Source organism: Acidovorax sp. sif0632, assembly GCF_019218805.1.
GTDB lineage: Bacteria > Pseudomonadota > Gammaproteobacteria > Burkholderiales > Burkholderiaceae_C > Acidovorax > Acidovorax facilis.
Genome location: NZ_JAHUWW010000006.1, coordinates 288,123 through 311,170, shown reverse-complemented (window position 1 = coordinate 311,170; position 23,048 = coordinate 288,123). Strand labels below are relative to the sequence as shown.

General features: G+C 64.1%; 21 protein-coding genes. 10 read left to right on the top strand and 11 right to left on the bottom strand.

Features of this window, described 5'->3' with window-relative positions:
- The first annotated feature begins 385 nt into the window (after positions 1–385).
- The 3 genes from KW832_RS19485 to KW832_RS19475 all read left to right on the top strand — a co-directional run bounded on the left by KW832_RS19485 (position 386) and on the right by KW832_RS19475 (position 2,535).
- Positions 386–955, top strand: coding sequence for a hypothetical protein (locus KW832_RS19485; protein WP_218338457.1), 570 nt, complete (start codon positions 386–388; stop codon positions 953–955).
- A 443-nt stretch (positions 956–1,398) separates the two neighbouring features.
- On the top strand, positions 1,399–1,959 hold the full coding sequence (locus KW832_RS19480; protein WP_218301010.1) for a hypothetical protein: 561 nt from the start codon (positions 1,399–1,401) through the stop codon (positions 1,957–1,959).
- A 78-nt stretch (positions 1,960–2,037) separates the two neighbouring features.
- Positions 2,038–2,535: a hypothetical protein gene (locus KW832_RS19475; RefSeq protein ID WP_218301011.1), complete on the top strand. Its 498-nt coding sequence runs from the start codon at positions 2,038–2,040 to the stop codon at positions 2,533–2,535.
- A 362-nt stretch (positions 2,536–2,897) separates the two neighbouring features.
- On the opposite strand, the gene KW832_RS19470 is transcribed toward KW832_RS19475, so the two are convergent.
- Positions 2,898–3,860, bottom strand: coding sequence for a LysR substrate-binding domain-containing protein (locus KW832_RS19470; RefSeq protein WP_218301012.1), 963 nt, complete (start codon positions 3,858–3,860; stop codon positions 2,898–2,900).
- 96 nt (positions 3,861–3,956) lie between these two features.
- On the opposite strand from KW832_RS19470, the gene KW832_RS19465 reads away from it, so the two are divergent.
- The 4 genes from KW832_RS19465 to KW832_RS19450 all read left to right on the top strand — a co-directional run bounded on the left by KW832_RS19465 (position 3,957) and on the right by KW832_RS19450 (position 9,146).
- Positions 3,957–5,321, top strand: a complete 1,365-nt coding sequence (locus KW832_RS19465) for a D-serine ammonia-lyase (protein WP_218301013.1) — start codon at positions 3,957–3,959, stop codon at positions 5,319–5,321.
- Between the two features lie 69 nt (positions 5,322–5,390).
- Positions 5,391–6,377 (top strand): tripartite tricarboxylate transporter substrate binding protein, encoded by a 987-nt coding sequence (locus KW832_RS19460; RefSeq protein ID WP_055394731.1) that lies wholly within the window; start codon positions 5,391–5,393, stop codon positions 6,375–6,377.
- Between the two features lie 42 nt (positions 6,378–6,419).
- Positions 6,420–7,979: an amidase gene (locus tag KW832_RS19455; protein ID WP_218301014.1), complete on the top strand. Its 1,560-nt coding sequence runs from the start codon at positions 6,420–6,422 to the stop codon at positions 7,977–7,979.
- Between the two features lie 21 nt (positions 7,980–8,000).
- Complete coding sequence (locus KW832_RS19450) at positions 8,001–9,146, top strand: FAD-binding oxidoreductase (RefSeq protein ID WP_218301015.1); 1,146 nt, start codon at positions 8,001–8,003, stop codon at positions 9,144–9,146.
- Positions 9,147–9,179: 33 nt separating this feature from the next.
- Here the strand turns inward: KW832_RS19450 and KW832_RS19445 are convergent, their stop codons facing one another.
- From KW832_RS19445 to KW832_RS19435, 3 genes are all read right to left on the bottom strand, one after another.
- Positions 9,180–9,395 carry a putative motility protein gene (locus KW832_RS19445; protein WP_121420030.1) on the bottom strand — a complete coding sequence of 72 codons (216 nt, stop codon included), beginning with the start codon at positions 9,393–9,395 and terminating at the stop codon, positions 9,180–9,182.
- A gap of 519 nt (positions 9,396–9,914) precedes the next feature.
- Positions 9,915–11,330, bottom strand: a complete 1,416-nt coding sequence (locus tag KW832_RS19440) for a dihydrolipoyl dehydrogenase (protein WP_218301016.1) — start codon at positions 11,328–11,330, stop codon at positions 9,915–9,917.
- 210 nt (positions 11,331–11,540) lie between these two features.
- The gene (locus KW832_RS19435; protein WP_218301017.1) at positions 11,541–12,134 is read right to left on the bottom strand and encodes a YigZ family protein; all 594 of its coding nucleotides are present in this window, start codon (positions 12,132–12,134) and stop codon (positions 11,541–11,543) included.
- Between the two features lie 216 nt (positions 12,135–12,350).
- Here KW832_RS19435 and KW832_RS19430 point away from each other — a divergent pair, with 216 nt between their 5' ends.
- Complete coding sequence (locus tag KW832_RS19430; RefSeq protein WP_218301018.1) at positions 12,351–12,542, top strand: hypothetical protein; 192 nt, start codon at positions 12,351–12,353, stop codon at positions 12,540–12,542.
- A gap of 84 nt (positions 12,543–12,626) precedes the next feature.
- Here KW832_RS19430 and KW832_RS19425 read toward each other — a convergent pair whose 3' ends face one another.
- Together KW832_RS19425 and KW832_RS19420 are read right to left on the bottom strand one after the other, a co-directional pair.
- Positions 12,627–13,586 (bottom strand): proline dehydrogenase family protein, encoded by a 960-nt coding sequence (locus KW832_RS19425; RefSeq protein WP_370628742.1) that lies wholly within the window; start codon positions 13,584–13,586, stop codon positions 12,627–12,629.
- Positions 13,587–13,789: 203 nt separating this feature from the next.
- Entirely contained in the window at positions 13,790–14,755 is a 966-nt protein-coding gene (locus tag KW832_RS19420) for a helix-turn-helix domain-containing GNAT family N-acetyltransferase (protein ID WP_255577844.1), read from the bottom strand.
- 176 nt (positions 14,756–14,931) lie between these two features.
- Between KW832_RS19420 and KW832_RS19415 the strand changes: the two genes are divergently transcribed.
- Complete coding sequence (locus KW832_RS19415) at positions 14,932–17,334, top strand: YgiQ family radical SAM protein (RefSeq protein ID WP_218301020.1); 2,403 nt, start codon at positions 14,932–14,934, stop codon at positions 17,332–17,334.
- 473 nt (positions 17,335–17,807) lie between these two features.
- Here KW832_RS19415 and KW832_RS19410 read toward each other — a convergent pair whose 3' ends face one another.
- From KW832_RS19410 to KW832_RS19400, 3 genes are all read right to left on the bottom strand, one after another.
- Positions 17,808–18,269 carry a hypothetical protein gene (locus KW832_RS19410; protein ID WP_121420036.1) on the bottom strand — a complete coding sequence of 154 codons (462 nt, stop codon included), beginning with the start codon at positions 18,267–18,269 and terminating at the stop codon, positions 17,808–17,810.
- A 196-nt stretch (positions 18,270–18,465) separates the two neighbouring features.
- Entirely contained in the window at positions 18,466–19,155 is a 690-nt protein-coding gene (locus KW832_RS19405; protein WP_218301021.1) for a cold shock and DUF1294 domain-containing protein, read from the bottom strand.
- A 15-nt stretch (positions 19,156–19,170) separates the two neighbouring features.
- Entirely contained in the window at positions 19,171–20,061 is an 891-nt protein-coding gene (locus tag KW832_RS19400; RefSeq protein ID WP_218301022.1) for a CoA transferase, read from the bottom strand.
- 139 nt (positions 20,062–20,200) lie between these two features.
- Between KW832_RS19400 and ygiD the strand changes: the two genes are divergently transcribed.
- On the top strand, positions 20,201–21,106 hold the full coding sequence (gene ygiD, locus KW832_RS19395) for a 4,5-DOPA dioxygenase extradiol (RefSeq protein ID WP_218301196.1): 906 nt from the start codon (positions 20,201–20,203) through the stop codon (positions 21,104–21,106).
- Between the two features lie 99 nt (positions 21,107–21,205).
- Here the strand turns inward: ygiD and KW832_RS19390 are convergent, their stop codons facing one another.
- Positions 21,206–21,808, bottom strand: a complete 603-nt coding sequence (locus tag KW832_RS19390; protein WP_218301023.1) for a nucleotidyltransferase family protein — start codon at positions 21,806–21,808, stop codon at positions 21,206–21,208.
- Entirely contained in the window at positions 21,801–22,997 is a 1,197-nt protein-coding gene (locus KW832_RS19385; RefSeq protein WP_218301024.1) for an amino acid aminotransferase, read from the bottom strand. Before KW832_RS19385 ends, KW832_RS19390 begins: the two co-directional genes overlap by 8 nt.
- Positions 22,998–23,048 lie beyond the last annotated feature (51 nt).

Genomic DNA, 23,048 nt, shown 5'->3' with positions numbered 1-23,048 from the left:
AAATCGTTTTCTTGGGTGGCTCTCGGGTCGCTGTGTGCAGTGGTTGGCATAGCAACATGCTTTGGCCTTGGCGCACTGGCTTCGCGTAGCCCATCATTGCGGCGAACGTACGCAAATATTCCCGCTCCTCAGTAGATCAAGCATCCGTTGCCGGTAGCCGTGGACGGCTCGTATTGGTCAATAGCAACAGTCGTTGCAACGGGTGCAACGGGCCCTGAGCAGACGGTGGGCACCATTTCCCTAAACAGTCATCTATTCACAATCCGGCTTGCTCACAGTTCGAGCGATGCTGTTGGAGATCCTATATCGCAGGTTTCTCGGTCTAATTTACGTTGGGGGGCTATCAAGGCCTCCGCGCTGTATAACGGTATTCACCTGGGTATTAATGCCACTCTCGAAGCCAATGACCAGCCCGCTAACTCGCGCGGCGGTCCTCACCGCATTCTTCTTTGTCTCGCTGGGCGCCTTCCTGGACCTTGTTCAAGGGGGCCGCTTCGTTTTTTTCTACGGCGCTCAGTACACGCAAGCGGCGTTGGTGGCCTTTCTCTTCCTCCTCCCTGCCTGCGCCGGTCTGTTGCTCACCCAACCGCGTTTCACTGCCCAAATGCAATGGCGCTATCCAACTCGTTGGGTGCGCTGGCTGTTCATCAACCCTCTCATCACTGTCATCACTGCAGGAGCCATAGTCGTTGCGCCTCGTGGCTGGCTCGCGGCAGGCACTTGGGCCTTCGGCACACCGCAAGCTCCTCTCGTCGCTAAGGTCATTTCGGTGGAACAGTTCAGAGCTCGCAAGGGGTGCGACCAGCATGCCACCCTCAGCCTCCTATCGGTTCAAGCAACTATCTGCCTCGCCGATCACTACGTCGGCGCCCCGCTCAGGACGGATCAGGAAGTTTTCGTTTCCGGGAAGGCCTCTTTTACTGGGTTTTTTATTGGCAACTTTGCAGCCAAATGAGTATCTTCCAGCGGCCGCCTAACGCCTCCACCAAGAGGACCAGTCGCGTTTACATGGTGGTGCGTTGAGTGTCCGCTCTTACTTGTCGCCACCGGCTGCTCCTGGCCGAATTCTGCCCCACGTTGAAGGGCGCTAGCGGGCCCGAAGCCGCCGTTGGAAAAAACTACCCTAAAGCTGCCGTTGATTCACTACCCACTTGCTTGCGGTCCAAACCGCGCTGTCTAGGTGCCCGGTCCCTGCCTACTGGCAAGCTATAGTTTGGGCACATAAAACTTGCCGGGTTTCACGGATTTTTATACCTGTGCTTTTGAACGGCGCACTACCTGCAAACCCAAGCTGCAAACCGCGTTCAGGAGAAGTCAATGTCCAGGATATCCCGCACAGTACAGCTTATCCCGCAACGTTTGCGGGATACATCACGTTAGGCGTCACAAGAGCCACACATGCGCAAACTCCTCGTCACAGCCGCACTACTACTTTGCGGCCATATCACTCACGCGGTCGAACTCACAGTCGTAACGGCCAAAGGCTATGTTCGCTTCACAGTGCCAGACGAGTGGCAGGTTCTTAACGCTCAAACAAAGCCTCCTCTCGCAGCCATCGCCTTTCAGATACCAAATTCAGCGGACGACGGAACATCGCACTCGACAAACGTCATAGTGTCTCTGTTCGATGTCGACACCGAGCAAGGAAGACTAGCCATGTCTAAGGTGGGTAGGCCATACAGCTCGATCGCCCCAACGGCTAGCATTCAAGACGGCTGGACGGTCTACTCTCAAACTGCTACTCAACAAAGCACAAAGTACACAATCGTCGACTCAGTCCGCAAAACTGCCGACGTAACAGTGTCAATTCGCTTTGCTTGGCCAGCGCTTCTAAACAACCCTACCGACTACGACAAGTCGATGGCCGTTGCAATGCAAGCCGTCCAGAAGTCCGTTGCCGGCGGGCTGGGCATACCGCCAGCGAGGTCAGGTGAAGTCATTCGTCGCCCTGCCCAATGACGCCTAGCCCTTTCATCGAAAGGTTCGTCCAAGGGCTGCCGCCCTCGGCCGCCCCTCGTGTTAAACGTTAGACCGCAGATGTACATCCTTGGCGCACAACGCGATGGAGACTCGACTCATGCCGAGCGACGTTGGGAGGAGTACCGAAACTACCTCAGGGAAAACGAGCCCACATTCCCTCCCGGCGCGTACGCACTCGCAACCTCGGACTGGTATTTCGGCTTCTCGGATCACCGTGCTCCTCATGATGCCTGGCTCGAGGCTTTTCACTTGACCGAAACCGGAGTTGGAGAACGGAGCGAGGAACGCCATCTCAGCCTGACGATTCGCTTGCTCGGTGCGTATCACGACCGCGTTTTGGAATTCCACTACCCGGTTGTCTTTGGGTATGAGATCCAGAAGCCTCGCGGGTACGGCGGCCACTTCGACTGGCGGTACGACGAGTTCCGCCTTGGGCCCAAGGGGAGCCTAGTTCACGAAATTGAGTGGGCTGGCGGCCCGGGGTACGAAGCTCGCTGGGTCATCGAAGCTTCCGACGTGGAATTCCGGGAGTACGCCCGTGGCGCCGCGGCTTAACTCCAACGTTGAGCGTCCGCTTTCAGCCGCCCCACTGGCCGCTCTTGGCCGGAAGCGGTCGTCCTCGTTATCTCAGACATTGCCGTCGCGACTGCTCGCGAGTGACATGCTGGGGCCTCCTGTCTCAAACTTTCGCCGTGAATGAGTGGGCCGCGTCACAGGACCAGTTGTCTCAGGATTCATTGGCCATGAACAGCCAAGAATCTGTCAAAAATAATAGCTGCTAGCGCTTGCTCAATAAGCGCTAGGGGCCCAAAACACCGAATATTTAGCCGTAGTATTCGCCTCGACTCACTGGGTACCACCTGACACCTAGTTGCTGGGTAGTGCGCCGGTTGGGCGTCGTTACCTGACCTACCCAGCTACTTGGCATCCTGCGGCTCTGGCAGCGCCTGCGCCCGCTCCCCACAAAACCGCTGCGCCTCATCCCCCAACCAATCCCGCACCAGCTGCATCGCCGGGCTGGGGTGGGCGGTGGTCACAAACGAATACGCCGCCCGTGACAACACGCTACGCCCCAGCAGCGGAACCAAACGCCCGGCCTTCACGTCCTGCAGCACCAGCGCCGCGCGGCCCATGGCGATGCCTTGGCCTGCCAGGGCGGCGCCCAGGGCCAATTGCGACAGGTTGAATTGCTGGCCGCCTGCCCAAGGCGGCGGCGTGGCGTCCACCTGCGCAAACCAGTGTTGCCACTCTTCATAGGTGTCCGCGCCGTCCCAGGCGCTGCCGTCGTGCAGCAGCCAGTCGCCGTGCAGGTCTTGCGGCTGGGTGATGGGCGGATGGCGGGCCAGAAACTCGGGGCTGGCCACGGGGATGAGCCATTCGTCCAGAAACACGGTGGCGTTCAGGTCGCGGTAGCCGCCCAGGTCAAAGCGCACGGCGGCCTCGATGCCATCGCGCACCATGCGGGTGCGGTCCAGCGTGTGGAATTCGCCAAACACGCGCAGGCCGGTGTGCGGGTGCTGGCGAAAGAAGTCGCCCAGGCGGGGCGTGAGCCAGCTCATGGCAAACGATGGCGAGCAACTCAAGGTGGCGGTGGCCGCCTCGGGCGGCTGGCGCATCTGGGCCAGAGTGCTTTCGATGGCGTCGAAGCTTTCGCGCAGCACCACGGCCAGCCATTTGCCCTCGGGCGTGGGCACCAACGCGCGCGGGGTGCGCAGGAACAGCGGGCGGCGCAGCCAGTCTTCGAGCTGTTTGACCTGCTGGCTGACGGCGCCCTGGGTGATGCACAGCTCGGCCGCCGCCTTGGTAAAGCTGCCGTGGCGGGCCGCTGCATCAAAACTGCGCAGCCAAGCGAGCAGGGAGGGGGAGAGGCGAATATCCATTATTAATACTAATGCTTCGCTCACTATAAATGGCTTGTGACAGCAGCGTGACCGGCGAAGAATGCAGGCAAGACTTCAACGACTGAATGAATCTGTATGACGCCTGCTGAACGAACGCCTGCTGTGGATGCGCTGCTGGCCACCCGCTTGCGCAATGCCCAGCCCGCGCTGTGGACCAACCCGGCCCGGCAGGCCCAACCCCCGGCTGCTTTGCAGGCGCTGGGGCACAGCATTAGTCTGGATGATACGCAGGCCGCCGCCGACCGATTGGCCCGTTTTGCGGGCCTGCTGGCGCAGGTGTTCCCGGAGCTGGCTGCCACCGGGGGCGTTGTGGAGTCGCCTCTGCTGCCCGCCTCCGCGTTGCAACCTGCGCTCGGTTTGGCCGAGGGGCAGGGGCGCCTGTTCATCAAGGCCGATCACAGCCTGCCGGTGGCGGGCTCCATCAAGGCCCGGGGCGGCATGCACGAGGTGCTGGAGTTGGCCGAGCGGCTGGCGCTGCAGCACGGCTTGGTGTTGCCCGGCGGTGATTACCGTGCGCTCGCCACACCGGCCGCCCGCAAGGTGCTGGGCCGCTATCAGGTGGCGGTGGGCTCCACCGGCAACCTGGGGATGAGCATTGGCGTGGTGGCATCGGCCCTGGGCTTCCAGGCCACCGTGCACATGTCGGCCGATGCCAAGGAGTGGAAGAAAGACCGCCTGCGCCAGCGCGGTGTGCAGGTGGTAGAGCACACCGGCGACTACGAACGCGCCGTGGCCGCAGGCCGCGCCGAGGCGGCCAGCAACCCGCTGTGCCACTTTGTGGACGACGAGCAATCGTTCTCGCTGCTGCTGGGGTACAGCGCTGCGGCGCTGCATTTGCAAAACCAATTGGTGGAGCAGGGCGTGTTGGTGGATGCGGAGCACCCGCTCATCGTGTACCTGCCCTGCGGCGTGGGTGGCGCGCCAGCGGGCATTACGTTTGGCATGCGGCAGGTGCTGGGGCCGCATGTGTTTTGTTTCTTTGCCGAGCCGGTGCAGTCGCCATGCTTCATGGTTCAGATGCTGGCGGATTCAACGCAAGGCGTGGGCGGTCACCCCTCGGTCTACGACTGGGGCCTGACCAACCGCACCGAGGCCGACGGCCTGGCCGTGCCGCGTGCATCGCTGCTGGCGGCTGAGCTAATGCAGCCGCTGCTGTCGGGCGTGTTCACCGTGGCTGACGACACCTTGTTTGCGCAGCTGGTGCTGGTGCTGGATGCCCTGGGCGAGCGCATCGAGCCCTCGGCCGCCGCAGGCTTCAGTGGCCCGTCCATCTTGACGGGCACTACCGCCGGGCAGGCCTGGCTGCGCAGCACGGGCATTGATGCCGTGTTGCATCAGGGCACCCATCTGGTGTGGACCACGGGCGGCCTGCTGGTGCCCGATGCGCAGTACCAGGGCTTTGTCCAGCGCGGGCGGGCCGTGCTCGCGGCGCAAGGCTGATTGTTGTCATTTCCCCGATTCGTCGAATTCTCTATTCCTCAACCTTTGCCACCTTTTGAGAGCACCCCTATGAACCGCAAGCAACTGCTTTTGTCGTCCGCTGTCATTTGTGCCCTGGGGGCCGCTGCATGGGGCCCTGCCGTGGCGCAAGAGGCTACGTTCCCTACCAAACCGATCACGCTGGTGATTCCGTTCCCGCCCGGTGGCGCCACCGACGTGCTGGGCCGTCTGATCGGCAAGAAGCTGGGCGACAAGCTGGGCCAGAGCGTGGTGATCGACAACCGCGCAGGGGCGGGCACCACCATTGGCGCAGCCTACGTAGCCAAGGCCGCGCCGGACGGCTACACGCTGCTGATGAGTTCGGGCACCACCTTTACCGTGAACCCCGCCGTGCGCGCCAAGCTGCCGTACGACCCCGTCAAGAGCTTTGAGCCCATCGGCATCGCAGGGCGCACCAGCCTGATCCTGCTGGCCAACAAGGACGTGCCGGTCAGCGACGTGAAGCAGTTTGTGGCCATGGTGAAGGCGGGGCCCGACAAGTATTCGTATGGCTCGTATGGTGCCGGCACCACGTCGCAGTTTGCGGGCGAGATGTTCTTCCACGCGGCGGGGCTCAAGATCCAGCATGTGCCCTACAAAGGCAGTTCGCCCGCCATGGTGGACCTGATGGGCGGGCAGATCCCGTTCACGGTCGATACCGTGTCGGCTGCGCTGCCGCAGCTGAAAGACGGCAAGATCAAGGCCATCGCGGTGACGGCCGGTAAACGCTCGGCCTTGCTACCCAAGGTGCCCACGCTGGCCGAAAGCGGCTACCCCGGCGTGGAGATGGACACCTGGCTGGCCATGGTGGCCCCACGCGGCTTGCCGCCCGCCGTCAAGGCGCGGCTGGAGCTGACGCTGGCGCAGGTGGTGGCAGACCCCGAAACCCGCGACAAACTGATCGCCGTGGGGTTTGAACCCACCTATGCTTCTGCCAAGGCGGTGAGCGAGTTGATCGACAAGGAATTGCCTCTGATGCGTGCCGTTGCGCAGCGTGCGGCCATCACGGCAGACTGATCAGCCCCCAAAAGGCCGAGAAAAAGAGGAGACACATTCGATATGACGACTTCACACAGCACCCTGGTCGAGCTGACCGCCAACGAGCTGCGCCACCGCATCGGTACGCGCGAAATTTCTCCGGTGGAACTGCTGGATGCCTGTATTGAACGCATCGAGGCCGTCAACCCGCATGTGAACGCCATCACCGCCACCTGCTACGACCGCGCCCGCACCGAGGCCAAGGCCGCCGAGCAGGCGGTGCTGCGCGGCGAGCCCCTAGGCCTGCTGCATGGCCTGCCGCTGGGCGTGAAAGACCTCGAAGCCACGGCCGGGCTGCTGACCACCTACGGCTCGGAGATCTACCGCAGCAACATACCGGCGGAGGACAACGTGCTGGTGGCGCGGCTGCGTGCGGCGGGCGCCATCGTGGCGGGCAAGACCAATATCCCCGAGATGGGTGCGGGCGCGAATTCGCGCAACACGGTGTGGGGCGCCACGGGCAATCCGTTCAACCCCAATCTGAACGCAGGGGGCTCGTCGGGCGGCTCGGCCGCTGCGCTGGCGTGCGACATGCTGCCGGTGTGCACGGGGTCGGACACGGGGGGGTCGCTGCGCATACCGGCGTCCATTTGCGGGGTGGTGGGCTTTCGGCCATCGCCGGGTGTTGTGCCCAGCTCGCGCAAGCTGCTGGGCTGGACCCCCATTTCGGTGGTCGGCCCCATGGGCCGCACAGTGGAAGAAGCCTGCCTGCAACTGGCTGCCACGGCGGGCATGTCGGCGGGCGACCCGCTGAGCTACCCGCTGGACCCCATGAGCTTCTTGCTGCCCGAAACGGTGGACCTGAGCCGCTTGCGTGTGGCCTACACCGAAGACTTCGGCGCCTGCGCTGTGGACAACGGCATCCGCACGGTGTTCCGCCAGAAGGTGCAGGCCATGAAGCACCTGTTTGCCAGCTGCGACGCCATCGACATCGACCTGGGCGACGTGCACCGCTGTTTTGACGTGCTGCGCGCCGAGGCCTTTGTGGCCAGCACGCGCGAGGCCTATGAGCGAGACCCCGCCAGCCTGGGGCCCAACACTCGTGCCAACTACGAGATGGGCGCCGCCATGACCCTGCTGGACAGCGCGTGGGCGCAGGCCGAGCAGACGCGCATCCTGGCGCGGTTCCAGAAGTTGTATGAGCAGTACGACGTGATCCTGGCGCCCACCACGCCCGTGTCGCCTTTTGCGTGGACGCAGCTGTTCGCCAGCCACATCAACGGCGAGCCGCAAGCCAACTACTACCGATGGCTGGCGCTGACCTATGTGACCACGTTGACCACGCACCCAGCGCTCAGTTTGCCGTGTGGGCTGGATGACGTGGGGATGCCGTTTGGTCTGCAGATCGTGGGGCGCTTTCGCGCCGACCGCCACACGCTGGGCGTGGGCCATGCGCTGGAGCAGGTATTCAAGGGCATCGCCGGGCTGGCCCGACCACGGCCTGACATCGCCAAGCTGATGCAAACAAACGCCGCGCCCGCGCTGACCTCCATCGTGACCGGCTCGCCCGATCCGCGTGATGCGCGCAGCCTGCCGCGTGATGACCGTGCCACCTCGGTGGCGCAAGTGTCTGCGGTGTAATTCGAGCCAGGAGACAAAACCATGCAATCAGCGGACACCATCGTTATTGGCGCGGGCATTGCAGGTGCCTCGGTGGCTTGGCAGTTGGTACAGGAAAAAGCCGGTGGGGAGGGCGCCAGCGTGCTGCTGCTGGAGCGCGAATCGCAGCCCGGTTACCACACCACCGGGCGTTCGGCCGCGCTGTACATGGCTACCTACGGCACACCGAACATCCAGGCGCTGACGCGGGCGAGCCGCGCTTTTTACGACGCGCCGCCGCCGGAGTTCGGGTCAGACCCCATCCTCACGCCCCGTGGCGTGGTCTACGTGGCCGGGCCGGACCAGCTCGATATGCTGAAACAGGCCTATGCAGAAGCCCATGCGATCTCGCCCAACGTGGAATGGGTGGAGCAGGCCGCACTGCTGGCCCAGCTGCCGTGCCTGAAGCCCGAAGCCGTGGCCGCAGGCATGAGCGAGCCCGAGGCGGCCGACATTGATGTGCACGCGCTGCACCAGGGCTACCTGCGTGGCCTGCGCCAGCGCGGCGGCCAGGTGCTGACGAATGCCGAGGTCACGGCCCTGCAGCGCGTTGGCGATAGCTGGAAGGTGACCCTGGCCGATGGCCGGGTGCTGCAGGCCAAAACCATTGTGAACGCCGCAGGCGCCTGGGCTGACGTGGTAGCGGGCCTGGCAGGCGTGCCGCCCATTGGCCTGGAGCCGCGCCGCCGCACCGCCTTCACCTTTGCCGTGCCCGAGGGCATGGATGCTACGCACTGGCCTGCGGTGATCGGCATCGACGAGAGTTTTTACTTCAAGCCCGATGCGGGCCAGCTGCTGGGCTCGCCCGCCAACGCGGACCCTACGCACCCGCACGACGTGGTGCCCGAAGAGCTGGACGTGGCCACGGGGATTTATCACATCGAGGAAAAAACCACCTTCCAGATCCGCCGCCCCTCCCACACTTGGGCGGGCCTGCGCTCGTTCGTGCCCGATGGCGACATGGTGATTGGCTGGGACAACCATGTACCCGGCTTCTTCTGGCTGGCCGGGCAGGGCGGGTATGGCATCCAGAGCGCGGCGGGTGCCTCGTTGTTGGCCCGGCAGTTGTTGCGCGGCGAGCCGCTGGCCGAGGAGCTGGTGCGCGAGAAGGTGGATGTGGCAGGGCTGTCGCCTGCGCGGCTGAGGTAGTTCCGCGCCCCTTGATTTGGGTGGCCGAGCGGCTCAGGCGAACGTGTTGACCTGGGTGCCCAGCGTGCCAGACGTTGCCAGCGCAGGCTGGGGCATGGACTGCTGCATGGCGTCCAGCATCGTGGCGGCCGACACGGCCTGCATGTCCAGCGCCTTCTTCAAGACCACCATGTTCAGCGCGTCCGACGTCTTGGCACTGGCCAGCGCGGTGGCGGTGTTGACGATGCTGTTGGTGAGGGCGACGTCCATGGTGGTTCCTTGGGGTAATGGGTAGATATCGGTAATTTGGGAAGTGAGCTTGAGGGGTGTTACATCTCTGCCCTGTTAAGGATGACCTGCATAACCCTCGCGAGGCGGTCGTAGTGCGGATCGGGATGGGGCACAAGGCGTCTTTTCTTGCCAATAGCCGCGCTATTGGCAAGAAAAGCAACGCAGTGGCCCGCCCGAGACCGCGCTATCACAGACCGCAGGGAGTTGTGCAGGTCATCCTTAAGAGCCTGTTTACGATCTCCCAGGGGTCGCGTTGGAGCGCAATCGGGATGAGTGGATGCTTCGGGTGCGCCGCGTGGGCTCATGCCCATGCAAGCAGCCGAGGCGTTCAATCGCCCGATTTCGCTCCAACCCTTCGGGCAGCGGTCTTTGCGGGCGGTCTGCGGCGTTGCGGCGCTTGCCAATAGCCGAGCTATTGGCTGCGCACCGCGCCTTGCATACCATCCCGCAAAGACCGCTGCGCGACTCCTGGGAGATCGTAAACAGGCTCTAAGGCTCCTACTCCAACGCCGCCACCCCAATGGCCGTGCACGTCGCCAAATCAGACTCGCGCCCCTGGGGCAATTGCCGTGCTGTATCCCGCAGCGCGGTGCGCAAGCCTTCTTCCAGCGTAGGGTGGTAGAACGGCATACCCAGCAGATCGTGCACGGTGAGTTTTTGCTGAATGGCCAGCGCGAGCAGGTGGGCCATATGTTCGCCTTGTGGGGCGCACATTTCAGCGCCCAGCAGGCGGCCGGTGGCCTGGTCGGCGTGGATGCAGATGCGCCCGTGGTTTTGCTGCGCGGTGCGGGCGCGGCCCTGGTTGTCAAAGCTGGCTGTGCCGGTGACGGTGTGGGCGGGGTCCATGTCGGCAAAGCGCTGGCCCACGGTGGCGATGTTGGGGTCGCAGAACACGATGCCCAGCGGGGTGCGGCGCTGAAAGCGTGTGGGGGTGTCAGCCAGCGCGTTCATGCCCGCAATGTGGCCTTCGTCGGCGGCCTCGTGCAACAGGGGGGCATGGGTGTTGGCGTCTCCGGCCAGAAACACGGGCAAATCGCCTATTTGCTGGGTTTGTGGATTGACGGTGGGCATGCCGCGCGGGTCCAGGGGCACCCCCAGCGTCTCCAGGCCCAGGTACTGGATGTTGGGTACCCGGCCCATGGCCGCGATGACCTGGTCCACCACCACGCGGTTGTTGCCACTGGTGACTTCAATGCCGCCGGGTACTTCACGCAGCTGCGCTTCGGCCCCCATGTGCAGCACCATTTCCTGCTTGAGCAGCGCTGTCAGTTCGGCGTTGAGCACGGGGTCGCTCAGACCCGCCAGCGTATCGCCCGTGGTGAATGCGGCCACCTGCAAACCCAGCCGCGCAAGGGCTTGCGAAATCTCCACCCCAATGGGGCCCATGCCAACCACGGCAATGCGGGGGCCGAGGGTGCTTTGCTCGAACAAGGTGTCGGTGGTGAGCATGCGGTCGCCAAACGCGAGCCATTCTTCCGGCACGCTGGGGCGTGACCCGGTGGCGATGATGATGCTGCGCGTAGCGTAGGCGGTGCCGTCAATGTCCACCGAGTGGGGGCCCAGCAGGGTGGCACGCCCCGACATCTGGGCGCTGCCCAGTTCGCTGGTGGCTTTGAGGGCGCCGGCCACAAAGTCGTCGCGCAGATCGCGCACGCGCTGCAGCACGGCGGGCAGGTCGGCGGTCAGTGCGCTGGCGCCCCGCAGGCCGAATTCTTCAAACGTATGGCGGCGGTGGAAGGCGTTGGCCGCCTCGATCAGTGCCTTGGAGGGCATGCAGCCCACGCGGGCGCAGGTGGTGCCCCAGGGGCCTTCGTTGACGATGAGGTAGCGTTCCGTGCGCTTGCGCACTTCGCGCAGGGCGGCCAGACCGGCGGTACCTGCGCCGATGATGATGGTGTCGAGCGGTTGGCTCATAGCGTCTCCTTAGCAGCCCGGTAAAGCTCTGAGTGTGGCGGCCTGCCGCTACAGCGCTTGTAGGCGTAAAGGCATTTGTTCCGAGTCGGCGCCAGGTCCGGCTGGGCTGCCCCTAGGTGGGGGGGCGGCAGAAGGCATCGAAGCGAAACGCGCGATACCGGTTTATCGCGGGTTGCAGCCGATGCTCCCTCTACAGCCCACACTCCCAGCTCAGGCGTCGGGCTCGGTCCAGCCCACGCGGCCTTGGCCGCTGTTGTTGATGCGCAGCACAAAGGCGGCGGCCTGGGCCTCGGGCAAGCGCAACTGCAGGGTGACGAGCGTGCCGTGCTGCACGTTGATCAGCTCCGCACCCGCGGCCTCGATCTCGCGGCGCAGCAGCCCCTCCAGCGCATAGGGCACATGGCACTGCAGGGTTTTCATGCGTTGCAGCGTGACCTTGGGCGCAGTCAGCAGGGCCTGGGCAATGGCGTCGGTGTAGGCTCGCACCAGTCCGCCTGCGCCCAGCTTGACGCCGCCAAAGTAGCGCACCACGGTGGCCAGCACGCCTTCCAGGTCCTGGTGGCGCAGCACGTCGAGCATGGGGCGGCCTGCCGTGCCACCAGGCTCGCCATCGTCCACCGCCGCCGACTGGCCGCCCGCCAGCAGCGCCCAGCAGATGTGGGCGGCGCCGGGGTGCTGCTTCCACAGGGCATCCACCGCCGCCTGCGCACTGGCACGGTCGGCCATGGGTTGCACACAGCCGATGAAGCGGCTTTTCTTGATGATGATTTCGCTGTGCGCGGGCGCAGCCAGGGTCTGTGACATGGGGCGAAGAGTTTACGGCGTGGCGGATTCGGCCGATTTGTGGCGTGCACCGTGCCGTTTGTCGCGATAAGCGCGCCCTTCGTGACAAAACCGTGTTGTTTGTGCGTTCTGTCACACCTGCAAAAGGCGCTCGTTCCTACACTTGAGGCTTGTTGCTGTGGCCTAACCTGCTGCTACCGACTTGAAAGCACTCAGGCCATCAGAAAAGGAACTGCCATGTTTGCCGCACCATTTACCGCTCCCCTGCATGAAACCCTCGCCAGCCACGTTTTTGGTCGGTTGATGCCCCAGCGCGCGCAGCCAAGTGTGGCGGAGGCGGTCATGGCCCCAGTGCAGGCAGCACCCGTTGTGGAGGACGATGCGATCCCGGACTTGGCCCAGCGGGTGCGCGAAGTGGGGGAGTGGTAGCTGTCTCGCCTGCTGCCGGTGGTGGTATTGCCACCGCGTCACAAAAAAAATGGTCCTGAGGGACCATTTTTTTATGGGGTGTTTTCAGAGCCCGATCAGCGCTTTGGCGATATGCCCTGCGATTCGGGGAGACTCCTTCAGCCTCCGTGTGCTGTAGCCATACCAGTCCTTGCCAAAGGGCACATAGATGCGCACGTTGAAGCCCATGTCCCGCAGTTTGTCGCGCAGGGGTTCGCACACGCCCAGCAGCATCTGAAATTCAAATTGGCTTCGATCGATGTCATCGCGGCGCGCCCGTTCGACGATGCGCGCGATCAATGCAGCATCGTGCGTGGCAATGCCGACGAAGCTACCTGCTTCGAAACAACGCTCAACATGCTTCAGGAAGTGTTCGTTGATGGCGCTGCGGTCGTTCCAGGCCTCGTGCACGAGGTGCGAGCGATCCTCCACGTATATGCCTTTGCACATGCGCAAGGTGCTGGCTTCGCGCAAGAGCGGCTCAATGTCCTGGTAGGTGCGCAGTAGATACGCCTGTAGTGCCAGGCCGACGTTGTCAAAGCCTTCCCGCAAGCGTCCGAACAATTCGATTTCCTTTTGGGTACAGCGGGTGTCCTCCATATCCAGGCAAACGGAGTTCCGGTGGTGCTCTGCGGTGTCGAGAATGCTCAGGATGAGTTGTTCGCACTGCTGCGCATCCAGCAGCAGTCCGAGTGCGGAAGGCTTGATCGAAATGTTGGCCTGCAATCCCTGGGCGTGGACGGCGTGGAGCACTTCGATGTAGATGTTGGCAGTGGCCTGCGCCTGCTGCAGGGTCGAGATGGTTTCGCCCAGTACGTCGAGCGTCACGGAGAAGCCTTGCGCGTTGAGCTGTTGCACGCGCACGAGGGCTTCGGCGAGGGTGTCGCCTGCGATGTAGCGGCGAGAAATTTTGCGGATCAGTGCGCGGGGCACCCAAGGGATGGCGCGCGCCACCAGTGTGTCGAGAAGTTGCATGTCGGTATCCAGGATGAGAACTGCCGCCTTTCGTCTTCCGAGCTCCGTCATGGCAACGGAGCACTCGAAATAGACGAAAAAAGCAAAGCGCTGGCCCGGGCAGGGGGCCAGCAAGGGCAGCGGTTGCCACCGTCTGTGCCAAAGGCGCAGTGGAGGCTCACGCTGCGGGCGTTCAGTACATCAATGGAGGCCAGGCGGCGCGTTGCATGCGTTCTTCTCTGGGTAGTTGTCGACGTGGTGCCAAGCAGGCGATGTTACAGCTTGAGCTCCCACGTCTCCCCCACCAGCTGCTGGCCAAAACCTTCGTACGGCTCTGACTTGACCAGCTTGAATCCGCGTTTGGCATAAATGCCCCGCGCAGCAGCCAGGCAGCTGTTGGTCCACAGCACCATCTTTTTGTAGCCCTTGGCCCGCGCAAAGGCGATGCACTCGTCAGCCAGGCGCGCGCCCAGACCCAGCCCGCGCGCCTTGGGTGACAAGATCAGCATGCGCAGCTGGGCCGTGGTGGCCGACTTGCGCACCACAAACACAGCGCCCACGCGTTCGCCGTCCAGCTCGGCCACCCAGCAACGCTCCCACGCGGGCTGGAACTTGCGCACAAACTGCGCGGCAATATCCGCGACCAGGGCTTCAAAGCGGCTGTCCCAGCCGTATTCGCGCCAGTAGATCTCGCCGTGCTGTTGCACCACCCAGCCGATATCGCCAGGAACCGGGTCGCGCAGCACGGCCATGCGCGTGGCCTTAGGCGCCGCGTTGGCGGGGTCCAGCAAGGCTTCGATGCGTTCCATGGCGTCCACCAGCTCCTGCTGGCGCGCGGGGGGCAGGGGGGTCAGCAGGGCTGCGGCCTCGTCGCGTGAGCGTTGTTGCAGCGGCTCGAACACCTCGCGCCCCGTGGGGGTGAGGGTGAGCATGCTCTGGCGGGCATCCTTGGCGCTGGCGCTGCGGGTGATCCAGCCGGATGCTTCAAAACGGCGCAGGATGCGGCTCAGGTAGCCGCCGTCCAGGCCCAGGTCGCGCGCCAGTTCGCTGGCAACGGGCGCCTCGCGGTGCGCCAGTTCGTACAGCACGCGTACATCGGTGAGCGACAGGTCGCTGCCCAGATACTGGTCGAGCACGCCCACCCGCCGGGTAAAAAAGCGGTTGAAACGCCGCACTGCTTTCACGGCTGCGGAGGTGGGCTGGGATGTAGTGCTGGTCGTGGTCATGAATGCCGTAGTCATGCAATTGATTGACTTTGGCAAGTATATGCCTGATGTTCATCAAGACCTCCAACGCACAAGGGCAACGCGCAAGCAGCGACAAAAAGGGCTTGCCGCCGTAAAATCGCGGGTTAACCACCACAGCCGCGCCCCACGACGCCCTTGACGCACAAGGGCCGGTCGCGAAACTCCTCTGCATGAACGCCCCCGTTGACGTCTCCTTTTTTGCGCGCGCCGCAAAGCCATTGACCAGCTACCGTCCGTACTGGGCTAAGCGCTTTGGCACGGCCCCGTTCCTGCCGATGAGCCGCGCCGAGATGGACAAACTGGGCTGGGACAGCTGCGACATCATCCTGGTGACGGGCGATGCCTATGTGGACCACCCGAGCTTCGGCATGGCCGTGATCGGCCGCACGCTCGAAGCCCAGGGCTTTCGCGTAGGCATCATCGCCCAGCCCGACTGGCAAAGCGCCGAGCCCTTCAAGGTGCTGGGCAAGCCCAACCTGTTCTGGGGCGTGACGGCGGGCAACATGGATTCGATGATCAACCGGTACACCGCCGACCGGAAGATTCGCAGCGACGACGCCTACACCCCCGGCGACATCGGCGGCAAGCGCCCGGACCGCGCCGCCATCGTCTACAGCCAGCGATGCCGCGAGGCGTTCAAGGACGTGCCCATCATTCTGGGCGGCATCGAAGGCAGCCTGCGCCGCATTGCGCACTACGACTACTGGAGCGACAAGGTGCGCCGCTCCATCGTGGTGGATGCCAAGTGTGACCTGCTGCTGTACGGCAACGCCGAGCGTGCGCTGGTTGAGGTGGCCCACCGCATCGCCGCACGCGAGCCGGTCGAACAGATCACCGACGTGCGCGGCACGGCGTTTGTGCGCCGGCCTGATGATGAGACCGGCAAGGGCTGGTTCGAGATCGACTCCACCAGCGTGGACGAGCCTGGCCGTGTCGAGGCGCACGTCAACCCCTACATGACCACCAGCGAACAGGCGGCTGCCCAGGGCAGTACCTGTAGCAAGGAGGATGCTCCTGATTCCGTAGCAACTAGCGAAGGTGGAACAAGCGCTGGCGGCCAAAAAGACCCAAAATCTGCCGAGCCCAACCCCGCCATTCAGCCCATGGTGTTCGTGGCGAACCCGGCGCTCAAGGCCAAGCTCAAGGTGCCACCACGCGACAAAAGCGTGATCCGGCTGCCCAGCTACGAGCAGGTCAAAAGCGACCCCGTGCTGTATGCCCATGCCAACCGCGTGCTGCACCTGGAGACCAACCCCGGCAACGCCCGCGCGCTGGTGCAGGCGCATGGCGAGGGCGTGACCGCGCGCGACGTGTGGATCAACCCGCCGCCCATCCCGCTCACCACGGCGGAGATGGACTACGTGTTCGACCTGCCTTACGCCCGTGGCCCGCACCCGAGCTACGCCGACGAGAACGGCAGCCACGACGGCGCGACCAAGATCCCCGCGTGGGAGATGATCCGCTTCTCGATCAACATCATGCGCGGCTGCTTTGGTGGCTGCACCTTCTGCTCGATCACCGAGCACGAGGGCCGCATCATCCAGAGCCGAAGTGAAGATTCGATCATTCAGGAGATCGAGGACATCCGCGACAAGGTCAAGGGCTTCACCGGCACCATCAGCGACCTGGGCGGCCCCACGGCCAACATGTACCGCCTGGGCTGCAAGAGCCCCGAGATCGAAGCCGCCTGCCGCAAACCGAGTTGCGTGTACCCAGGCATCTGCTCCAACCTGGGCACCAACCACGATCCGCTGATCAAGATCTACCGCCGTGGCCGCGCGCTCAAAGGCATCAAGAAGATCCTCATCGGATCGGGCCTGCGCTACGACCTGGCTGTGAAAAGCCCCGAGTATGTGAAGGAGCTGGTGCAGCACCACGTGGGCGGCTACCTCAAGATCGCGCCCGAGCACACCGAGCAGGGGCCGCTGACCAAGATGATGAAGCCGGGCATCGGCAGCTATGACAAGTTCAAGCAGATGTTCGAGAAGTTCAGCGAAGAAGCGGGCAAGAAGCAGTTCTTGATACCGTACTTCATTGCCGCGCACCCGGGCACCAGCGACGAGGACATGATGAACCTCGCCATTTGGCTGAAAAAGAATGGCTTCCGTGCCGACCAGGTGCAGACCTTCTACCCCAGCCCCATGGCCACGGCCACGGCCATGTACCACAGCAACAAGAACCCGCTGCGCAAGATCACGCGCGACAGCGAGGCTGTGGACATCGTGCGCGGCGACAAGCGCCGCCGCCTGCATAAGGCCTTCCTGCGCTACCACGACCCCAACAATTGGCCGCTGCTGCGCGAGGCGCTCAAGGCCATGGGCCGCGCGGATCTGATCGGCAACGGCAAGCACCACCTGATACCGACCTTCCAGCCGCTGACCGACGGCGGATACCAGAGTGCGCGGCGCAAGAACTCGACGCCCGTGGGACAGAAGGCAGAAGCCGCCAAAGTGCTGCCATCCCGGCCTGCCAAGCCAGGGCAGCCCCAAAAGGGCCGCATGCTGACCCAGCACACCGGCTTGCCGCCGCGTGTGACCGGGGCGGCCAAACCATCGGCACGCAAGCCCCGCTGACCATGCCTACGCCCTGACGCATCTGTCTGGCCCGTTGGGTTTGCGGGATGTGTCGCGGGAGGCGGATCCACAAGGTACCTCCACCGGTGAATTTAGCGTGCAGATGCGCACCCGCGACATGGCGCGCCTGGCGCTGCTCTACCTGCGTGGCGGCGAGTGGAATGGCCGCCAGCTGGTATCGCGCGATTGGGTAGCCAGGGTGTTTGCGCCCACGGTGTCTATGGGTTGGCGGCTGCGCGCTATGCCGACCAGTGGTGGAGCATGCCGGAGCGGGGGGGCACGGCCGTGGGGTTCCACCGGCAAATCCTGCTGGTGATGCCCCGGCACGGTATTGCGGCAGCGTTTACCGGGCGCAAGCACTGGGCCTTTGCGCCCCGGAGGGATTTGCTGGATCCCGGCCAAAACTCCTTCTGCCGTTTTCAACCAGCGTTGCCAGCCCGGCCGGTACCGCTGCTGCGCGATGAATGCAAGCTTCAGCCTTCTGCTGCGTGGGTGCCCACCACCACCGATTGCGGGCCGTCACCGGCGGGCTGTGAGATCAGGTCTTCGATGATGAAGGTGCGGTAGTAGAAGGCGGTGACTGCACCTTGGGGGGCAATGGCTTCCACCAGGGTGTCGGTATTGTCTTTGTCGGCCATGGCGATCAGCATGCCGTGGTGGCCAGTGCCCGCCAGGTCGGCAATGCGGCGCACCATGTCGCCCTCGGCGCCCACCGAGGGCATCGGGGCATCTGCCGTGCCCAGGGTGCGGACGATCTCTTGCAGAATGACTTCGGGGCTGGCGTAGGCGGTGTCGCCCTGGTGGCCAGCGGCCTGCAACGCGGTGGCGGCCTGGCGCACGCAGTCTTCGTCGGGGAAGAGTGCGAACACATGGCCGGTGGGGTAGAAAACGCCGCCCATGTTGGTCATGGTGGAATCAAGAATGAGGGGTTTCATGGGCTTCTCCCGAGGTGTTTCAGACCTTTGGGATTGAAACCCGTGGCTGTGGCGCACGGTGTAGGCCAGCGGGCAATCTGCGCGTCAGCCCCCTGTGTTGCGGGCGATGGGCTGCAAAGTTTGACTAAAAATTGCCCCTGACGCTTTTGTATCAAGCGCTATCAGCTATCAAATTGATACTGCATTGGTGGCGCCGCTATGGCAGCCACCCGCCCGCCCAGGCCCCGAGCGCCCCGCAATGCAGCACCACGGTGACCCAGTAGACGGCGCGAAACTCCACCTTGCGGGATTTGTGCCGCAGCCATTGCTGCGCAAACCAAGCACCCGGCCAGCCGCCTGCCAGGCTCAGCAGGTGCAGATGGCTCTCTTTGGTGCGCCACTGGCCGTTTTGCGCGGCGCTTTTGTCGATGGCATAGACCAGAAACGTCAGGAGGTTGACGGCCAGGGCCGCCCCCAACACCCACCATGGGAGTCGGCCCGCCCAGAAGCCCCATGCCAGCAGCGCCACCCAGCCCAGCATCAACACCAGTGCAGGACTGGCAGGGTTGGGTGGGCCGCTGGACTCTGGGGGGCGCCGGCGGCGTTGAGGCTGGGATTGGGTCGCCCGCTGCGACGGTTTCTGTCGTCCCCGCTGAGGGGTTGATGTGGCCGCTGGGCGGGACGGGGATGCGCCCCCTTGATGGGCCGCAGGCAGCACTGCCATGGCCCGTGGTCCTTTTCCGCCGACATGAATTTCCTCGTACACCACGGCGAGCCCTTCGCGCGGCGGGGTGGCGCCCCGGTAGTCCCGCACATGAAAGAACACATCGGCGGACGTGTCCGGGCTGCGGATGAAGCCGAAGGCGCGGGTAGCGTCCCAGCGGATGACGGTGCCTTGTTTCTGCATCGGTCAACGGAATTCTCAAACCAGGGTGTGCAACGGAATGTCCTGCGCCACCGCGAGCGCATCGAGTTGCGCACGGGTTTGCGTGCGCAGGAATGCTGCCACGGCCGCGTGGGTGGCAGGGGCGCGTAGCACCTGCGGGTCGCCCGTGGCGGGCAGGCCTGCAGCAGCGCACAGGCTGGCGGCAAAGTGCGGCTCCAGTGCGGCCACGGCCACGCGGCCGTCGGCGCAGGGGTAGATGCGGTAGCCCGCGTGGTGGCCGCCCACGTCGCCGTCGGGCGTGGTCAGGCCCCAGTGGCGCGGCTGGGCCAGCCAGGCGGCGGCGTCGGCCAGGGCGACCTCGATGCACACGCCGCCGCCGGTGTGGGCACGCTCCAGCAGGGCCTGCAGCACGGCTTCGCTGGCCATCAGGGCGCCGCCCATGTCGGCGTACAGGGTGGGGGGCATCTCGGTGCCGGTGACCAGCCCGGCATCGGCCAGGTAGGTGAGGTCATGGCCGGGTTCTTCGGCACGCTCGGCCGCAGCGCCCACGATGCGCACCAGCGACAGGCGCGGGTATTTCGATTGCAGCGCCTCCCAGGAGAGGCCCAGCTTGGTGAGCGCCGAGGGGCGAAACGAGGTGATCAGCACATCGGTGCGGGTCAGTTCTTCGTGCAGCGCGGCCTGGCCTTCTGCCGTCTTGAGGTGGGCATGCACCACGCGCACTCCGCTGTGCAGCGTGGCATAGGCCGCCGGGCTGTAGATGCCCATGGGGTCGGCGCTGGGGTGGCCCGGGGCGGGCGGGGGTTCAAGCTTGGTGCAGTCGGCCCCCATGCGCGCGCAGCGCATCAGGGCGGCGGGGCCGGGCAGGTTGAGCGCGAGGCTCAGTACGCGAACGTTGCGCAGGGGCTGGGGCAGGGCAGTTGTCATGGGTGTGGGGTTGTCTCGGTGTTTTGGTTTTGAACGGAAGGAGAAAACGCGGCGCTGGAACTTCAAGCGGCGCGCGGGCTCACTCCCCGCGTTATACATAATTTGTTACGCTCCCCGACCCATGCAACGCAGAACCTCTTTGGCCGCCCTCACGGGCCTGGCCGCCTTTCCGGGAGCTTTCATGACCACGTCCCTGAGCAGCGCCGCCACGGCATCTGCATTGCAGGCGCTCAAGCCCTCTCCCCGCATGCCCGTGCTGTTTGTGGGCCATGGCAGCCCCATGAACGCCATCGAAGACAACGCCTGGCGCCGCAGCTGGCAGGCCATGGGCGCGGAACTGATGGCACGCGCGGTGCAGCCGCAGCTCATCCTGTGTGTGTCGGCCCACTGGCTCACACGCGGCGGCTGGCAGCTGACGGGCATGGCCAACCCCAAGACGATCCACGACTTCGGCGGCTTTCCGCAGGCGCTGTTCGACCAGCGCTACCCCGCGCCTGGGGCGCCGCAGGTGGCGCGCAGCCTGGCCAGCGAACTCAAGTCGCCCGCTACCGGCGGGGCACTGGGCGTGGACGAAGGCGAATGGGGTCTGGACCACGGCACCTGGTCGGTGCTCAAGCCCATGTTTCCCAAGGCAGAGATTCCCGTGATGCAGCTCAGCATGGACTACAGCCGTGCCCCGGCGGAGCACTATGCGCTGGGCCAGCAACTCAAGGGCCTGCGCGAGCGGGGTGTGCTCATCGTGGGCAGCGGCAACATCGTGCACAACCTGCGCGCATCCCGCCGTGGCTCGGCCGCCAACGAAGCGTATGACTGGGCCACCGAGTTCGACACCGTGGTTCAGGAGCAGATCAAGAAGGGCCAGTTGGGCGCCCTGCAGGACTTCCAGAAACTGGGTGCGGTGGCCCAGCAGGCGCACCCCACGCACGAGCACTATCTGCCGCTGCTGTACGCCGCAGGAGCTGTTTTGCCCAGCGAGATGCCGCGTTTCTTCAATACGGGTTACCAGTCGGCGTCGATATCGATGCGGTCGGTGCTGTGGGGGTGATGCAGGATAGCGCCGGCTGCTTCTATTTTGATAGCTGCCAGCGCTTTTGCTTCAAGCGCTAGGGATCAAAAAGACGTAAAAAATTGGCGGCTTTGCCGATCAGGCGGTGGCCCGGATCGTCAGCCACGGCCAGCGTTCTCGATAGCTTTCAGCCTTGGCCTGGAACAGCGGTAGATGCGGGCATGCGGGGTTGGGTTTGAGCAGTCCTGCGTACAGTTCTTCCAGCCCGTAGGGCGCGTACAGGGTGGACTCGTTGACGCTCAGGTTGTCAGCAGGTTGCAGCCCGACGCAGGTGCAGGGCACCAGAAAACGCTCGATCCCGTTGCGGGCTGATTGCAGTGGCGCATACGGGTAGCCAAACCAGCGTTCGTACCAGAGGTGCACGCGGGCCTGGTTCTTGGCTTCCACGGTGATGGGTAGGTCGGCGAAGAGGGCGGCGACTTGGGCTTGCACCTGCTGCTCTGCCGATTCGGACAAGTCGTTGCCGTCGAAGTAGAACAGGTCGTAGTCTTTGATGTTCGCCGTGGGCGCCACGCCGGAGTGCAGATTCCACACCGTCTGGAACAGGCAACCCGCCACCAACCAGGCGTCGGGCAAGCCCAGAAAAGGCAAACGCTCCAGAAGGGCCGCGTTGTGCGGGTTCTGGAGCGCTTCGCTCACAAAGCGGCGCGCGAGAGCCGCTTTCTCATCGTGCTCAGACAACCTTTGCAATGGCCTGGCAGACGTAGTCGATGTTCTTGCTGTTCAGGGCTGCCACACACATGCGGCCGGTGTCGGTACCGTACACGCCGAACTCATTGCGCAGGCGCACCATCTGGTCCTTGGACAGGCCGGAGTAGCTGAACATGCCGATCTGGGTGGTGATGAAGCTCATGTCTTGCTTCACACCCGCAGCCTTGAGACCGTCCACCAGCTTCTGGCGCATGGCCTTGATGCGCACGCGCATCTCGCCCAGTTCCTTCTCCCACATCGCGCGCAGCTCAGGGTTGTTCAGCACGGCAGCCACCACTGCGCCACCGTGGATGGGTGGGTTGGAGTAGTTGGTGCGGATCACGATCTTGAGCTGGCTCAGCACGCGCGAAGCTTCTTCCTTGTCGGCGCACAACACGGACAGGCCGCCCACGCGCTCACCGTAAAGGCTGAAGCTCTTGCTGAACGAGGTAGAGACAAAGAAGTTGAGGCCTGCAGCCACGAACTTGCCGATCACGGCACCGTCTTCGGCGATGCCGTGGCCAAAGCCTTGGTAGGCCATGTCGAGGAAGGGCGTCAGGCCCTTGGCCTTGACGGCCGCAATCACTTGGTCCCACTGCTCGGGGGTGATGTCGTAGCCCGTGGGGTTGTGGCAGCAGGCGTGCAGCACAACGATGGTGCCGGCAGCGGCTGCGTTCAGGCTGGCGAGCATGCCTTCGAAGTTCACGCCACGCTTTTCCGCGTCGTAGTACGTGTAGGTATCGACTTCAAAACCGGCGTTGGTGAACAGTGCGCGGTGATTTTCCCAGCTGGGGTCGGAGATCAGCACCTTGGCGTTGGGGCTGAGTTTCTTGAGGAAGTCAGCGCCGATCTTCAGGCCGCCCGTGCCACCCACCGCTTGCACGGTAGCTACGCGGCCCGAGGTGACGGGTTCGCTGTCCGCGCCAAACACCAAAGCCTTCACGGCGTTGTCGTACGCCACGATGCCGTCGATGGGCAGGTAGCCACGGGCCGTGGGGGTGGACATCATGGTCTTTTCTGCGGCCTGCACACATTGCAGCAGGGGCAGCTTGCCGTTGTCGTCGAAATAAACGCCGACGCCCAGGTTGACCTTGTTGGGGTTGGTGTCGGCGTTGAATTGCTCGTTGAGGCCCAGGATGGGGTCGCGGGGGGCCATTTCGACGGCGGTGAACAGAGACATGAAAATCCTTGAAAGGTTGTCAGTAGCGAAGAATCCGGGCGTGGTGTACTG

Coding starts and splice junctions, on each gene's coding strand:
- KW832_RS19485 (WP_218338457.1), top strand. CDS start 386: ATGCCACTCTCGAAGCCAATGACCAGCCCGCTAACTCGCGCGGCGGTC.
- KW832_RS19480 (WP_218301010.1), top strand. CDS start 1,399: ATGCGCAAACTCCTCGTCACAGCCGCACTACTACTTTGCGGCCATATC.
- KW832_RS19475 (WP_218301011.1), top strand. CDS start 2,038: ATGTACATCCTTGGCGCACAACGCGATGGAGACTCGACTCATGCCGAG.
- KW832_RS19470 (WP_218301012.1), bottom strand. CDS start 3,860: ATGGATATTCGCCTCTCCCCCTCCCTGCTCGCTTGGCTGCGCAGTTTT.
- KW832_RS19465 (WP_218301013.1), top strand. CDS start 3,957: ATGACGCCTGCTGAACGAACGCCTGCTGTGGATGCGCTGCTGGCCACC.
- KW832_RS19460 (WP_055394731.1), top strand. CDS start 5,391: ATGAACCGCAAGCAACTGCTTTTGTCGTCCGCTGTCATTTGTGCCCTG.
- KW832_RS19455 (WP_218301014.1), top strand. CDS start 6,420: ATGACGACTTCACACAGCACCCTGGTCGAGCTGACCGCCAACGAGCTG.
- KW832_RS19450 (WP_218301015.1), top strand. CDS start 8,001: ATGCAATCAGCGGACACCATCGTTATTGGCGCGGGCATTGCAGGTGCC.
- KW832_RS19445 (WP_121420030.1), bottom strand. CDS start 9,395: ATGGACGTCGCCCTCACCAACAGCATCGTCAACACCGCCACCGCGCTG.
- KW832_RS19440 (WP_218301016.1), bottom strand. CDS start 11,330: ATGAGCCAACCGCTCGACACCATCATCATCGGCGCAGGTACCGCCGGT.
- KW832_RS19435 (WP_218301017.1), bottom strand. CDS start 12,134: ATGTCACAGACCCTGGCTGCGCCCGCGCACAGCGAAATCATCATCAAG.
- KW832_RS19430 (WP_218301018.1), top strand. CDS start 12,351: ATGTTTGCCGCACCATTTACCGCTCCCCTGCATGAAACCCTCGCCAGC.
- KW832_RS19425 (WP_370628742.1), bottom strand. CDS start 13,586: ATGACGGAGCTCGGAAGACGAAAGGCGGCAGTTCTCATCCTGGATACC.
- KW832_RS19420 (WP_255577844.1), bottom strand. CDS start 14,755: ATGACTACGGCATTCATGACCACGACCAGCACTACATCCCAGCCCACC.
- KW832_RS19415 (WP_218301020.1), top strand. CDS start 14,932: ATGAACGCCCCCGTTGACGTCTCCTTTTTTGCGCGCGCCGCAAAGCCA.
- KW832_RS19410 (WP_121420036.1), bottom strand. CDS start 18,269: ATGAAACCCCTCATTCTTGATTCCACCATGACCAACATGGGCGGCGTT.
- KW832_RS19405 (WP_218301021.1), bottom strand. CDS start 19,155: ATGCAGAAACAAGGCACCGTCATCCGCTGGGACGCTACCCGCGCCTTC.
- KW832_RS19400 (WP_218301022.1), bottom strand. CDS start 20,061: ATGACAACTGCCCTGCCCCAGCCCCTGCGCAACGTTCGCGTACTGAGC.
- KW832_RS19385 (WP_218301024.1), bottom strand. CDS start 22,997: ATGTCTCTGTTCACCGCCGTCGAAATGGCCCCCCGCGACCCCATCCTG.